Here is a 13,930-nt window from a genome sequence, read left to right on the forward strand (position 1 = left end):
TGGAATTTTCTATATTGAGGCACCTTCCGGTCCGTTGCGCTGTCGATGATAAATATTGCAACGAAGGAACCGTGCGGTGCCGATTTTCAAACCGGCCCGCCTGAACCCATGGCTGAATCCGCGAACCGTTCGAAACAGCGCGCCGACCCACGCCGGCTGTCGGGCCGCTCCGCCGCGATGCGCACGTTGCTCGGCCGTATCGAGAAAATCGCGCCGACTCGCGCGAGCGTGATGATTGCCGGCGAAAGCGGGGTCGGGAAGGATATCGTCGCGCGCCGGCTGCACGACCTCAGCACGCGTCGCGACGGGCCGTTCGTGCCCGTCAACTGCGGCGCGATTCCGGCCGATATCGCCGAGGCGCAATTGTTCGGCCATGAGAAAGGCAGCTTCACCGGCGCGGTCGCGCAGCGCGAAGGATTCTTCGAAGCCGCGTGCGGCGGCACGCTGCTGCTCGACGAGATCGCGGAAATGCCCGCAGCGTTGCAGGTGAAGCTGCTGCGGGCGCTCGAATCGAACACGATCGTGCGGGTGGGCGGCACCGAATCGATTCCGCTCGACGTGCGGATCCTGTCCGCGACGCGTCACAATCCGGCCGAAGCCGTGCGCGACGGGCGGCTGCGCGAGGACCTGTTCTACCGCCTCGCCGCATTCGCGTTGTATGTGCCGCCGCTGCGCCAGCGGGACGGCGACGTCGAGACGATCGCGCACGAATTCGTCGATGCGCTCAACGCGCGGCACCGTTCGCACAAGCGGTTGACCGATGCGGCGATCGCCGCGCTGCGCGCGTATTCGTGGCCCGGCAACGTGCGCGAGCTGCACAACACGATCGAGCGCGCGTACATCCTGGCCGACGACGGGATCGACATCACGCTGCCGAAGCCGTCGATGCTACCCGACCTCACGTCGGACGATGCCATGGCGCTGCCGCTCGGTGCGACGCTGCACCATGTGCAGCAGCGCTTCATCGCGGCGACGCTCAATCACTTCGACGGCAACAAGCCGCAAGCCGCGAAAGCGCTCGGCATCAGCCTGAAGACGCTCTACAACCGTCTCGCGCTGATGCGCGACGACGCCAACACGTGACGGCGGGCGCCGTCACGCGCATCGCGGGCACACGGACCGGCAATTGCCGATCGCGCCGCCCGGCTCGGGTCATGCGACCTTGAACTGCCCGACCGTCGACGCGAGCGCGTTCGCCTGCGTCTGCAGCGCGGTCGCGGCCGCGGTCGACTGTTCGACGAGCGCCGCATTCTGCTGCACCATTTCGTCGAGCTGCGTGACCGCGCGATTCACTTCCTGAATCCCGCGCGTCTGTTCGTTCGCCGCATGCGTGATCTCGGAGATGATCGTCGTCACGTTCGTCACGTTCGACACGATCTCGCGCATCGTGTCGCCGGCCTGGCGCACCTGCCCCGACCCGGCCGACACGCTCGCGACCGTCGATTCGACCAGCACCTTGACCTCGCGCGCGGCCTGCGCGCTGCGCTGCGCGAGGCTGCGCACTTCCTGCGCGACCACCGCGAACCCGCGGCCCTGCTCGCCCGCGCGTGCCGCTTCGACTGCCGCGTTCAACGCGAGGATGTTGGTCTGGAACGCGATCCCGTCGATCACGCCGATAATGTCGCCGATCCGGCCCGACGCTTCCTCGATCTTCTCCATCGTCGCGACGACGTCCGACACGACCACGCCGCCGTGCGACGCGATCCGCGACGCAGCGGCCGCGCGTTCGTCGGCCTGGCCCGCGGCGGCTGCCGACTGGCCGACCGTCGCGGTGATTTCCTCCATCGACGCGGCCGTTTCCTCCAGGCTCGCCGCCGCCGATTCGGTGCGCGACGACAGATCCTGGTTGCCGGCGGCGATTTCGTTCGCGGCCGTTCGCACCGACTCGCTCGCATCGCGAATCTGGCGCATCACGTCGTTCAGCTTGTCGACGAAACTGTTGAACGAGCGCGCGATGTCGGCCACCTCGTCGCGACCTTCGGCCGGCAGGCGCTGCGTGAGGTCGCCCGCGCCCGAGCCGATCGACGCCATCGCCTGACGCACCTGCGACAGGCGGCGGAACGCGGTCGTGGTGATCGCGCCGACGATCAGCGACGCGACGCCGACGATCACCACCAGCGTGATCAGCGACGCGGTCAGCAGCGAGCGCATCCCGGCCGTCGCTTCGGATTTGTCCAGCAGCACCAGCGCATACCAGTCGGTGCCCGGTACGGCCTGCGCGCGCACCAGCTTCGCGTCGCCGCCGACGTGCACGTCGACCGGCGCGCTTGCGCCGGCGAGCGACGCCGCGCTGATCGCGCCGAGATCGGGCGACACGTCGGCAACCGGCTTCAGCGTGAGCTTCGCGTCGGGATGCGCGACGATGTGGCCGGCGCTGTCGATCAACATCCCGAAGCTCGCGGGCGTCGGGCGGATCGACTTCACGTTCGCGATCACGCTGTCCATCGCGACGTCGGCCGCGACGACGCCCTTCAGCCCGCCGTCGCGCAGGATCGGCACCGCGAACGTGACGACCAGGTTGCCGGTGCCGGCGTCGATGTACGGCGGCGTGACGACCGGCTTGCCGGCCTGCGCGGCCTGCTTGTACCACGGACGGCTGGTCGGATCGTAGTCGGACCCGATGCCGGTCGGGTCGGAGAAATGGAACGCCTTGTCCGCGTAGCCGACGTAGACGTTCGTGAAGCCGCCCGCCGCGGCCATCTGCTTGAATACGGGCACCGGATCGGGCGACAGCGCCGCGTCCTGCAGCGACGCGATCATCTGGCTGCGGGTCGCGACCCAGTCGCCGATGCCGACCACGTGGCCGCTGGCGACGGACGTGAGGTTGCGGTCGATCGCGTCGTCGTTGTACGAGCGTGCGATGAAGTAATTGATCAGCGTGGTGGCGACGAGCGCGAATACGACGATGGCAACGCACGCGGCGAGAATACGGGTCCGGATGGACGAGAACATGGCAACGACTCGGTAAGGGAGCGCGAACGCCCGGTGGACGAATTCACCGGGTATACGGCATTCGCGCCGCTTACTTGAGGCCGTCGTGACAATTCGGCGAATCGTCTGACGAAACTCGCGGATAGTCGCAAGCCCGCTGTCAGGACCATCGAGCGGACGCCGCGGCGGGCAGACGGGCCCGCCGCGACGTCTTTCACAGACGGCGACTCGTCGCCTGATCCGGTTCCCGTTGCGGCGTACCGGCCGACGTGTCGCGTTCGAGTTCGGCCTGCCTGCGCATCCGTTCGCGCAGGTGACGAATCGCGAACACGTGGATGTAGTCGTGCACACGTGCGTCGGACGACAGCGCCCGTACTTCTTCGTCGAGCATCGTACGCAACTGGTCGGGGCCGATTGCGCGCCGTTCGGCGACTTCCTTGAGTGATTCGAGCAACTTGTCCTGTGACATCAACGGGCTCCTGACGGTCGAGGAACGAAAAGATGACGCTACCGAAAGTTTGGAGACTGGACGGCCGCCCGGCGTGCGATGCGCCGAAGCGTGTTTGCGCTCGCTCAACGGTACGTTGCATACCGCTGCGCCGATCCGCCGATGGACCGGTGCGCGCACTGCGCCCGCGGTGCAGGATCGCCCGCGAGCCATTGGAAGCACTGTCACGCCACCCCGAGGCGCGGCACCGACGATCGAGCGGGAGATGGACCGCCGCGCGACGTCGATGCAGTGGGGAACTTAGTCCGGCCGAAGGCCGGCGTCAAGCGTCGGCACCCGCGACGATTCGTCGGCCGAAATGCGCGCGGCCGGCGCGCTGCGCGTCGTACGCGCGGTGCCGGACCGCAGCGCCGCGGCAGATCGGCCGCTGCGCGTGTCAGCGGATTCCGATAGGTGGCGCGCAATGCCTGACAGCGACTTCAGCGCGCGCCGATTGGCAACGCCCGCTGCCGGACCGATACTGAAGTCATGAACTGAGCGTTCATACCGGGTCATCGCTCAGCCGGCCGTCGAGCCGGCACGCGGGGTCCGGCGCAGGAGACCGATCATGGCATCAAGTCACTTCCGGGCCCGGGACGGACAGCGGCGCGCTCATGCGCACGCCGCACCCGCGGCGCAGGACGGCATCCGCCCGCCCGCAGATCTGGACGCGCTGCTCGCGCTCGCGCGCGAGTCGGGTTTGCTCGTCACGCTCGACGGGCAGATCGGCCGCGAAAAATACCAGAGCGTCGCGGGGTCGGTGTTCGCGCTGCAGCGGTTCGCCGCCGCACTGTGCGCGCGCGCCGATGCCGCCGTCGATGCACCGGCCGTTGCGGGAGCGCGCCGCAAGACGCGCCCCGGTTGGCCGCGCCTACGCCATCACAGGCCCGCCACTCGAGGACGACTGCATGGCGCGCATCGCCATGCGTGCGCCTGCCGCGGCGCCGGCCGTCTGCGCGAGCCGCACGCGCTTTGCATCACGTAACGGCCTGAAACCCGGGCCTGCACGCACGAACGCAGCCGACGTGGCACGCGGCCGCAGCGCGGCTGCGTCGCACATCGGCAGCGATGGCCGAACGCGTAGCGCCTGGCGCATACCGCCGAGCATGGACGACAGCGCATCGCATGCCGCCATCCACACCGATCCGCAATCCGCGATCGCATGCCGGTACCTGCGATTGCGCGCCGTTCCGCACGGCGACATCAAAAGAATATTCCTGCGAGGAAAGTGGTTCGACGGGGCCGGGAAAGCGGACGGGGTGATCGACACCCCGTCCGTCGCCCAAGGCGGCAGTCTGCCGCCTACCCTCGTGCCAGAGAGTGCTTGCTCGGATCGTGCCACGCGACGCATGGCCCGGGTCCGGAAAACGATCCGCGCGAGACGACGCCGGCCGCGCATTCGAACGCGGACTTCGACGGCACGGTTCAACGCGCTGCACGACCGATGGATCGGGGCCGCACGCATCGCACGCGGACGCGAACCCTCTACGTGCGAAGTTGCGTCAATGTCTCACGTGCGAATGACGCCGTTTCTGACACAGGTCAACGAATGTCCGCTTCGCTTGTGCGCCATCGCGACATTCACGCGGCACCGCGCACCAGCAGCACCGGCACCTGTGCCAGATGCGCAACGCGGCGCGCGACGCTGCCGATCAGCCACGCGGCGATACCGCGCCGGCCATGCGTGCCGACCACCAGCAGTTCCGCATGCCAGTGCACCGCGTCGCGCATCAGCGCGTGCGCGACGTCGTCGCTGGTCGGACGGGTTTCGACGATGCCGCGCTTGGTCGGGTTCCCGGTGGCGTGGAACACCGGACCGATGCGGGCGAGCGCATCCTCGCCCTCCGCGCGATACGCATCCTCGAGCGCGCGCACCGGCACGATATCGGTCAGACGAACCGCGCGATCGACGACGTAGGCGGCGTACAGCAGCGTCGTCGGCGCCGCGAAGCCGAGCCCGACATGAACCGCATGCAACGACGGCTCGCTGCCGTCGACCGCGAACATCAGACGCTGCAGCGGCCCGTCCGACGGCCGCGCGTAGCCGACCGGCACGATCAGCAACGCGCAGCGTGCGCGGGCGGCGAGCGTGTCGGACATCGCGCCTTCGACGAGCCGCAGCAACCCGTGATGCGGATTCGCGCCGACCACGAGCACGTCGGCGTGCCAGGTCGACGTGTCGTTCGCGAGCGCGTTGGCCACCGTGCCGCCCGTGACCGACGTATCGATGATGGTTTGCTCGAGTTCCACGCCGGCACCGGCGAACAGCGCGGCCGTGCGCTCGAGCACCGCCTGCGCTTCGCGCGCCATGTCCTCGCGCGCCGAGCTCAGCAACGCGTCGATGCGCGGGATGTCGGGCAGCACGAGACGCGGATTGTCGATTGCGCAGACGATGCGCACCCGCATGCCGGGACGCAGCAGCGTGCTGACATAGCGCGCGGCGGACAGCGATTCCGGCGTCGGGTCGACGGCCAGCGCGATCCGGGCGAGCGGCGGGATGGACGGGGTGGGTTGCATGGCGAAGGCCTCCTCGCGGGTGCATCGTCGTGAAACGACGCCCGGAGCTTCGCGCGGCGGTGACACGCGACGGCCGGACGGCCGGCGCGGTCGCAGCGATCGGCGGATGGCCACGCGAAGCGCGGACAAGCGATTCAAACAGCATATGACGCCCGCGCCGGCCGTGCATGATCGCGATCAACACACGCGCGGACCGCGCTGCGCCGCGACCGCACTTCGGGTGCGCGGCACGGCGCTCGTCGCCCGGCTCGCTTACGACTTCGTCGATATCGACGTCGCCGGGCGGTTCGCGCAGAACACCGCGTACGCGAGGCCCAGCAGCACGATCCATACCGGGCCGATCACGAGCGCGACGCGCGTATCGGGCGCGAACGCCATCAGCACGACGACCAGCGCAAGGAACGCCAGCGCGGCGAACGAACCGAGCGGATAGAACGGCACGCGGATCGGCAGGCGCGCGACCTGGTCGGCCGACAGGGTGCGGCGAAAGCGCATCTGTGCGATCAGGATCACGCACCACGTCCAGATCGCGCCGAACGTCGACACCGACGTCAGCCACACGAATACGTGCTGCGGCGCGAGATAGTTCAGCAGCACGCCGATCAGCAGCAACGCGACCGACACGAGCACGCCGTACACCGGCACGCCGTTGCGGTTCACGCGGCCGAGCAGCGCCGGCGCCTGGCCCTGCTGCGCGAGGTTGTAGAGCATCCGCGCGGTGCTGAACAGGCCGCTGTTGCACGACGACAGCGCCGCCGTCAGCACGACGAAATTGATGATGCCGGCGGCGGCCGGGATCCCGAGCCGCGAGAACGTCATCACGAACGGGCTGCCCTGCGTGCCGATCCGGTCCCACGGATACAGCGACATGATCACGAACAGCGCGCCGATGTAGAAGATCAGCACGCGCCAGAACACCGAATTCACGGCCTTCGTCAGCGACTTCTCCGGGTTGCGCGCCTCGCCGGCCGTGAGGCCGAGCATCTCGACGCCGAGATACGCGAACATCACGATGGGCAGCGCGCCGATCACGCCGTCGATGCCGTGCGGCATGAAGCCGCCGTGCGCCCACAGGTTCGAGATGCCGGTCGCGACGCCGCCGTTACCGATTCCGAACGCGATCATCAGGCCGCCGCCGATGATCATCAGCACGATCGTGACGATCTTGATCAGCGCGAACCAGAACTCGAATTCGCCATACAGTTTGACCGCGATGAAGTTCACCGAGCCCATCGCCAGCAACGCCGCGAGCGCCCAGATCCAGTTCGGCACGGCGGGGAACCACATGTGCATGTAGACGCCGACCGCCGTGATTTCCGCCATGCAGGTGACGATCCACACGAACCAGTAGGTCCAGCCGGTCAGGTAACCGGCGAGCGGGCCGAGGTAGTCGCGCGCGTAGCGGCTGAAGGCGCCGGCGACCGGGTTGGTGATCGCCATCTCGCCGAGCGCGCGCATGATCAGGAAGATCGCGATGCCGCCGAGTAGGTAGGTCAGCAGGATGGCCGGGCCGGCCGTGCGGATCGCGGTGGCCGAGCCGAGGAACAGGCCGACGCCGATCGTCGCCCCGAGCGCCATCAGGTTGATGTGCCGTTCTTCCAGCCCGCGGTGCAGCTGGTCTTCTGGTTGTTTCAAATCCGTCTCCTGGCAGCCGCGCGCGGGCCGTCGTCATTGTGTCGATGACAATGCGCGACCGTTCATACCGATTTCGGCAGCCGAAAACGAAATAATCCCTGTTGTCGATTTCCGAATGAGAAACGACATGGATGCCGCGTCAATTCGGTTGGAATTGTCGTGGATTATCCGTATTTCCCGGGACAATCCGGAAAAACGGATCGGGTCTTTCACGGAATACGCTCGAGCGGCCCGTCCGATGCGGCTGTGGGCGGGACGAGCGGTAACGGGATCCATCGCCTTCGGCGCGAACGAACGCGCGTCGAATGTGCGCAATCAAGCGCACGCAATATGCAGGCGGGATTATAGGGAAGATCGGCGGTTTCACGCCAGGCGATTTTGGGGAAAATCGCGGCTGGTGAAAGTGGTGGTTGGATTCGAATGCGAGGGATCGCACGCGCGTTCTGATCTACAGACCTCGATATACGAGAGCGACTGCGACGCCACCAGCTTTGGTGGCGTCGGACATGCGCACCGACAGAGGTCGTCACTGGTTGCCGACCGGTCAGGTGCCTGAATGACATGGGCCATCGCATGCGCCTGTGCCGGATGGCTCGCTTAGCCGCAGAAGCCGGTCAGTTCCCTATTTTCCTGCTTCGATTGCTGTCGGGACTTCGCCAGTGTCAACTGTGCGAAATACAACGTGAGATCGCAACGAGCGTCACGATCCCGCTCAAAATTGGGCCGTCACCTGAAATCCGACCGTCACGCGTGCGGTCGGAAATCCAGACGGCTTGTAGGCCGGCGTACCGGCGAACAGGTCGTAACCGTAGCCGCCGAAACGTGTCGCTACGCTGCCTTTGACGCCAATTACCGCCCCGGCCAACTGCGTACCGACCAACGCAACCGGCTGCGGCCCCCAAACGCGACCGTAGTCCAATCCTGCATAAATCGCCTGTCCGGTTTGTCCGATCGACATCTGCAGCTCGTTGCGCCAGTAGAAACCGCGTGCCGCCGCCAGCATCGTTTCGCCGTCGAAACCGCGTACCGTGTAGCGACTGCCTATCGTCAAGTCATCGATGTAGTACAGCGAGTTCCCGGTATATTGGCCGTGGATGCTCGTCACGTATCGGAACGGCTGCTTCACGATCGCGAAAGGCACTGACAGGTTCGCATCGAGTACCGCCATCTTGAAGCGGTAAGTCGGACCGCCACCGGCAGCAAGAATGTCGTCCTGCGCACCCAAGCCCCCGACACCCTGTCGGTACGCCAGCGTGCCGTCGAACTGCGCCCCGTCGAAGTAGTGACGGTCGGTCAGGCCGAATTCAACGAACGTGTTGTTGCGCCGCTGCTGCGAGATTTCCGTATCTTCGATGAAGCTCTGACCGAAGCGACGGGACAAGCGGACATAGCCACCCAACACGTCGTTCTGGCTACGGGCAAGCACTCGTGCCAGTTTGAAATCGATCGTCTTCGAATTGCCGCTTGCAACGAACGTTTGATTCACGCCAGCGATTTGCTGGTAGTACGTGTTCGTGTAGGCCGATAACGTCGCGGTCCAGTAGCCCCACGGGATCGAGTAGAAGCCGTTCCAGCCGTGCGAACCAAGGCGCTTGTCGCCAAGTTCAAGGTCCTGGCTCACGCCGACGTTGAAGATGTCGTTCAGGCCTAGCGGGTTATCGATGCCGATCGACAGGTTGCCTTGCAGCTTGCCGGTCGCGCGCGTGCCCGAGTTGTCGATCGATGCCACTACAGTCCACGGTTTGCCGCGTTTCACGTCGAGCACGACATCGCTTTCGCCCGGGACGTCGCCCGGAACGATCTGCATCGAGACGTCTTGACTCTGTACGCGCTTCATCTGCTCCAGACCTTGCTCAAGGTCGCGCAGGTTCAACAGTTCTCCGTCGCGCGTCGGGAATGCGGTTTTCCATGTGCCGCGCAGTTTTTCGTCAGCGAAACGCACGTGTCGGATCACGCCGGGAATCAGCGAGACTTTCAACGTACCGGACGACAAATCCTGTTCGGGGAGCAGCACGCGCGTCGTGATGTACCCGCGCGAAAGAATGTCTTGCGACAACGCTTTGACAAGCACATCAAGCCCTTGCTTGCCGACACACTGTCCCGTGTAGTGTTCCAGCCATTCACGTGCGAACGCGAAGCGATCCATGGGCAGTACGGACGCGCCCTGCGCCTTCACGCCGTCCGGCAGCGAATCGGGAACGTCGACCGTGAAACGATCAATTCGGAAGCACGGCGTTTCGGTCGGAAGCTGTGGATAGCCTGCACTCGCAGCGACACTCGAACGAATGCCCGGCGCGGAAACGATTCGCTCACGCTCGCGTGCTTCTTCCTGCTGACGGGCCTGTTGTTCGTTGCCAAGCGGCTGTACCGATTGTGCCATCGCACCGGCCGATGCGATAAGCAACGACCCCGCGACAAGGCAACTCCCTCGGATCTTCTTCTTCATGTATTTGATTCTCTCGATTACGCGTACCGCGTGATCATCCAGACCCCAATCAGGATGACGACAGCACCGACGACCTGCATCGGCCGCAACAGGTGTTCGTGTAATGCCGTGAACGACAACAACACGAGCATGGAAATCGCCACCATCGCCGGATACGCAACGCCTAGCGTTGTTTTGCGCAGCGCGATTGCGTAAAGGAGGAACCCGACACCGTAGGCGCCTATGGCTGCCCCGCGGGCGATCCATGGCAACATGCTCGACTCACCAAGTGCGATTCCCTTGAGAGCCGCAACTCGGAGCAATATGCTCGCGAGACCACCGAAAAAGCCACTTGCGACGACGATCAGCCAGTTCACCGCGCGGCCTCCGTCACGACTGCCACATCCGGCCGCGGCCTGGTGTTTGTGCGGATGTCATCGGATGCGCCCGTGTTCCCCTCAAAAATCATATTGAACCGATTCGCGCCATGGAGCGCGATCAGCACGATGGCGGGAAAGACGACCGAAAAGTTTCGCGCCTCATCGCGGTAGCCGAAAAAGAAGAACAACACCAGCACCGGCAGGAATGCCGCAAAAAAATAGATACGGTATCGATGTGGCGTCGCGCGCCACGCCGAGCCGAAGAACACCGCAAGCGGGACAAGCATCAGCGGATTTTCGAGACTTGGCGTAAAGATGCCCTTGCCGATCAGGTTGTAGAACGACAGGTAAGACAAGGGATTAAGCCAGAATTTCAGGTTATCCCAGACGTGAAATTCGACGAAACCACCTGCATTCGCGTCGTAGCCGCTCATGATAAAATGGCGCGTGCCCACGCAGATCACAAGCTGCAGCACCAGCCAACCGACTCGTTTCAATACCGGAACGTCGCGCTCGTGCAGGAAAAATAGCGCGAGCGGAACAAGGAAGAACGTTTCCTTGTTCAGGGAGAAGATGGAAACCATCAACGTGCATGCCAGCATCCGCTTCTTCAACAGGAAATAGCAGGCACCGAGTACGCCGAGCAGTTCGAAAAAGTCATAGTAGTAACCGCCCTGCTGAAACGTGAGCGGATAGATGAAGCCGAACGCCGCCAGAAAGCCAACGGATTGCCCGAAGTTCAGGCCATGTAGTCTGGCCAGCTTGTAGATCAGCAACAGCGCGAACAGCGTCGACAACACGATCGCGATGTACGTCAGGTGATAGACGAGTGCCACGATCGGTGTCCAATATTCGTCCGGCACACTGGTGAAATAGGCGTTGTGCAGCGAATCATGTCGTTTGATCGATTTGAAAAGCTTTTCCTGCTTTTCCTGCCCAAGCCGCTCGGCTACCCATTTTGCGGCTCGCGGGAACGACGAGCGATAGACATACGGCTTCGGCGCCTCGCCATTCATCATGCCGACGAGGCTGTAGCTTGTTGCAAAATCCCCTTTCTGGTCGTCGCGAAAACCCCACTTCAGCAACATGCTGTTGGTGATGTTTCCCGCGCATACGAACAGCAGCACATAGACGATGGCGAAGCGGCAGAACGCCAGCACGCGGTTTCGGTTTTTTTCTGTCATAGCAATTGTGCCGCTCACGGAGCTGGCAAGAAGTGAGCGGCCAGCACGATCGCCACCATTACGCAAAGCATGCTGAAGCTACCGCGATTCTCGAGAATATGGACTATCGGATCGTCGTGCATCACGCCGCGAACCGTAGCGATCCATAGACGGCCGAACAGATAGATCAATCCGATCTGCACGAACCAGAGAAGGTGCGGAACCGTGTAACGAGCCACCGTTTCCGGGGCGTTGATGAACAGACCAAACACGACCACCGCAGCGAGGGAAGCACCGATGCCAAACGGCCAAAGGACTTCGAGGTCGCTCACTCGATAATCCCGACCGGCCGTCGCGTTTTTGTCGCTTTGGCGCAAGAACACCAACTCGGAGCAACGTTTCACGAGCGCGAGGCTGAGAAACGCAAACACTGAGAACGCAAGGAGCCATCGACTCACCATAATCTCCGCTGCAACTGCCCCTGCGACGATTCGGTACGTGTACAGCAATGACAGAACGACCACATCGAGTAGCACGACTGACTTCAAACGCCAGCTGTACGCCGTCGTCAGGAACAGATAGAGCGCGAACATGCCGGTAAATTCGGCTGACACCGCCAACGCCAATGCAAACGCCAATGTCAGCAGTACCGCGGCGCATGTGATGCCTTGACTGATCGACAACACCGCGCTCGCAAACGGACGATTGCGCTTTCTTGGATGTCTGCGATCGCTGTCCAGATCCCAAAGATCGTTGCCGATGTAGGTTGCCGACGCGCCAAGCGACATTGACAAGAACGCCAGTGCGAGCACGCCAACTTTGTCGACGTCAAGGAATGCAAAGGCCGTCAGCAATGGGACGAACAGCAGCAGGTTCTTTAGCCATTGGTGAACACGCAGGGCCTTGCACCAGGTCAAGAACGTTGCACGTACATTCGTGAACTCGTGTTCGATGGGAACGTGGCTGCGAACGTCTGCGGCGACATCAAATGAAACGCCAGCAAGTACGGCCCCTCTCGCGCCGGCCCAAACGGGCAAGTCGGCTTTGCTGTCACCCGCATACACGAAGTCGTCGCCGATCTGCTCGCGAATGCAAGCCAGTTTCGCCTCCCCCTTGAGATTCGTGCCGCCACTGGTAGCGATGACACGATCGAACAGGCCGAGATGCGTGCTCACACGCTCAGCGATCGAACAATGTGCGGCAGTTGCAAGCACGATTTTTCGACCGCTCTCGCGTTCGTGAGTGAGGTAGTCGATGAGCGATTCGCGGTAGGGAAGCATTTCCGCTCGAAAATCGGCATGCTCTGCGACCTTGGCCTTAAACGTGGCGCGACCGCCCGCGAGCCAGAAAGGCAGGCGCAGTAGGTTCGTAGGTTGTCTCTTGACGACACGTATCACGGATTCCATCAAGGTATCCGAGGTTGTCAACGTGCCATCAAGATCAACCACGAGTGGAAGTTTTTTGGTCTCTCGCATTTTTATGGCTTGACCTTAATAGATCTGACCATCAGCTTAACTAGCTTGATTTGATCGGTCATTCCTTGAACCCATATTCAGGTTGAACTTTCCAGTCATCACTCGGAAATTCCTGCCAACCGAAGCGAGGATCGGCATACGCTTTTTTACGTCGTGCATTAAGCCATCAAAAAAACCAGATAGGCCCTGAAGAGCAATTCCAGCGTGGATTAATCCAGCTTTTGCCGTCAACTTGTCCCCATTTTTCATGGCGGAGTCATACAGGTCGAGGGCATCCTGAACGTGGCGCATTTCTTTCGCGAACAATTCATCTTGATCCCGTTTCCAATTGATATAGCACTCTAGGTCGTCCACTTCTTCGTTGCATGCACGCAGATCAGGATCCGTCAAGCCGTGTGACAGCGCTAGGTCCCGCAACAAGGTTTTGATTCGATTCAGTTCCATAGCCATCAACTTCCCTCCCTACTCCCGAGCAACGGATTTCTCTCATCGAAGCACGCTCCTTGATCCGGCATTGGTCTGATAAAAAATCCCTCAAAAACCATGCGGATTCGTTCACGCAAATCATAAACCTTCTCACGATCAAGATTTTCGATTTCATACAAATCGTTCTGGTCGAGGTGGGAGCAAATCGCATTAATCACGAAATTGAAAATCAGAAAGACTTCTGCGTACAGATTAACTGCGATCGTCTTTTCGTGGGCGAGTGCGTACAACGCCGCTTCCAGCATCCAATATTGTTCCTCTTGCCAGATTCCTCGCTCGTGCAAGACACCAGTAAAGGATTTCTCGTCGTAGGCGGGCGATGAGAAGACGTTGGCTGCAACAATCGTCTTTGTATCCATATTCAACCCCTAGGGCACACAACATGACGTAGCTGCATCTTGCCGTCGTTTTCTCATGTCAACCGTCCGAAC

At 62.7% G+C, this 13,930-nt stretch carries 12 protein-coding genes; 2 read left to right on the forward strand and 10 right to left on the reverse strand.

The window, feature by feature from the left end; all coding sequences use genetic code 11:
* The first annotated feature begins 108 nt into the window (after window positions 1-108).
* Window positions 109-1,083, forward strand: a complete 975-nt coding sequence (locus O1Q03_RS02080) for a sigma-54 interaction domain-containing protein (RefSeq protein ID WP_269501401.1) — start codon at window positions 109-111, stop codon at window positions 1,081-1,083.
* 69 nt (window positions 1,084-1,152) lie between these two features.
* Here O1Q03_RS02080 and O1Q03_RS02085 read toward each other — a convergent pair whose 3' ends face one another.
* Both O1Q03_RS02085 and O1Q03_RS02090 read right to left on the reverse strand, forming a co-directional pair.
* Window positions 1,153-2,952 carry a methyl-accepting chemotaxis protein gene (locus O1Q03_RS02085; RefSeq protein ID WP_269501402.1) on the reverse strand — a complete coding sequence of 600 codons (1,800 nt, stop codon included), beginning with the start codon at window positions 2,950-2,952 and terminating at the stop codon, window positions 1,153-1,155.
* A gap of 193 nt (window positions 2,953-3,145) precedes the next feature.
* Entirely contained in the window at window positions 3,146-3,400 is a 255-nt protein-coding gene (locus O1Q03_RS02090; protein ID WP_269501404.1) for a DUF3562 domain-containing protein, read from the reverse strand.
* A gap of 586 nt (window positions 3,401-3,986) precedes the next feature.
* On the opposite strand from O1Q03_RS02090, the gene O1Q03_RS02095 reads away from it, so the two are divergent.
* Entirely contained in the window at window positions 3,987-4,403 is a 417-nt protein-coding gene (locus O1Q03_RS02095; protein ID WP_332112493.1) for a hypothetical protein, read from the forward strand.
* 596 nt (window positions 4,404-4,999) lie between these two features.
* Here the strand turns inward: O1Q03_RS02095 and O1Q03_RS02100 are convergent.
* The 8 genes from O1Q03_RS02100 to O1Q03_RS02135 form a co-directional block, all read right to left on the reverse strand.
* Complete coding sequence (locus O1Q03_RS02100) at window positions 5,000-5,935, reverse strand: universal stress protein (RefSeq protein WP_269501405.1); 936 nt, start codon at window positions 5,933-5,935, stop codon at window positions 5,000-5,002.
* 252 nt (window positions 5,936-6,187) lie between these two features.
* Entirely contained in the window at window positions 6,188-7,570 is a 1,383-nt protein-coding gene (locus tag O1Q03_RS02105) for an amino acid permease (protein ID WP_269501408.1), read from the reverse strand.
* 712 nt (window positions 7,571-8,282) lie between these two features.
* Window positions 8,283-9,950 (reverse strand): ShlB/FhaC/HecB family hemolysin secretion/activation protein, encoded by a 1,668-nt coding sequence (locus O1Q03_RS02110; RefSeq protein WP_269501530.1) that lies wholly within the window; start codon window positions 9,948-9,950, stop codon window positions 8,283-8,285.
* An 83-nt stretch (window positions 9,951-10,033) separates the two neighbouring features.
* Window positions 10,034-10,372: a small multidrug resistance protein gene (locus O1Q03_RS02115; protein ID WP_269501410.1), complete on the reverse strand. Its 339-nt coding sequence runs from the start codon at window positions 10,370-10,372 to the stop codon at window positions 10,034-10,036.
* On the reverse strand, window positions 10,369-11,559 hold the full coding sequence (locus O1Q03_RS02120; RefSeq protein ID WP_269501411.1) for a hypothetical protein: 1,191 nt from the start codon (window positions 11,557-11,559) through the stop codon (window positions 10,369-10,371). Before O1Q03_RS02120 ends, O1Q03_RS02115 begins: the two co-directional genes overlap by 4 nt.
* Window positions 11,560-11,573: 14 nt before the next feature.
* Entirely contained in the window at window positions 11,574-13,013 is a 1,440-nt protein-coding gene (locus O1Q03_RS02125) for a UbiA family prenyltransferase (protein ID WP_269501412.1), read from the reverse strand.
* A gap of 36 nt (window positions 13,014-13,049) precedes the next feature.
* Entirely contained in the window at window positions 13,050-13,463 is a 414-nt protein-coding gene (locus O1Q03_RS02130; RefSeq protein WP_269501413.1) for a hypothetical protein, read from the reverse strand.
* Window positions 13,463-13,858, reverse strand: a complete 396-nt coding sequence (locus tag O1Q03_RS02135) for an Imm41 family immunity protein (protein ID WP_269501414.1) — start codon at window positions 13,856-13,858, stop codon at window positions 13,463-13,465. Before O1Q03_RS02135 ends, O1Q03_RS02130 begins: the two co-directional genes overlap by 1 nt.
* Window positions 13,859-13,930: the final 72 nt, after the last annotated feature.

Origin of the sequence: Burkholderia sp. IMCC1007, from assembly GCF_027257875.1 — a bacterium.
GTDB lineage: Bacteria > Pseudomonadota > Gammaproteobacteria > Burkholderiales > Burkholderiaceae > Burkholderia.

Excerpts from the sequence above, each read along its gene's own strand:
- O1Q03_RS02085 (WP_269501402.1), bottom strand. The coding sequence starts at position 2,952 with ATGTTCTCGTCCATCCGGACCCGTATTCTCGCCGCGTGCGTTGCCATC.
- O1Q03_RS02125 (WP_269501412.1), bottom strand. The coding sequence starts at position 13,013 with ATGCGAGAGACCAAAAAACTTCCACTCGTGGTTGATCTTGATGGCACG.
- O1Q03_RS02135 (WP_269501414.1), bottom strand. The coding sequence starts at position 13,858 with ATGGATACAAAGACGATTGTTGCAGCCAACGTCTTCTCATCGCCCGCC.
- O1Q03_RS02090 (WP_269501404.1), bottom strand. The coding sequence starts at position 3,400 with ATGTCACAGGACAAGTTGCTCGAATCACTCAAGGAAGTCGCCGAACGG.
- O1Q03_RS02080 (WP_269501401.1), top strand. The coding sequence starts at position 109 with ATGGCTGAATCCGCGAACCGTTCGAAACAGCGCGCCGACCCACGCCGG.
- O1Q03_RS02110 (WP_269501530.1), bottom strand. The coding sequence starts at position 9,950 with ATGGCACAATCGGTACAGCCGCTTGGCAACGAACAACAGGCCCGTCAG.
- O1Q03_RS02120 (WP_269501411.1), bottom strand. The coding sequence starts at position 11,559 with ATGACAGAAAAAAACCGAAACCGCGTGCTGGCGTTCTGCCGCTTCGCC.
- O1Q03_RS02100 (WP_269501405.1), bottom strand. The coding sequence starts at position 5,935 with ATGCAACCCACCCCGTCCATCCCGCCGCTCGCCCGGATCGCGCTGGCC.
- O1Q03_RS02095 (WP_332112493.1), top strand. The coding sequence starts at position 3,987 with ATGGCATCAAGTCACTTCCGGGCCCGGGACGGACAGCGGCGCGCTCAT.
- O1Q03_RS02130 (WP_269501413.1), bottom strand. The coding sequence starts at position 13,463 with ATGGCTATGGAACTGAATCGAATCAAAACCTTGTTGCGGGACCTAGCG.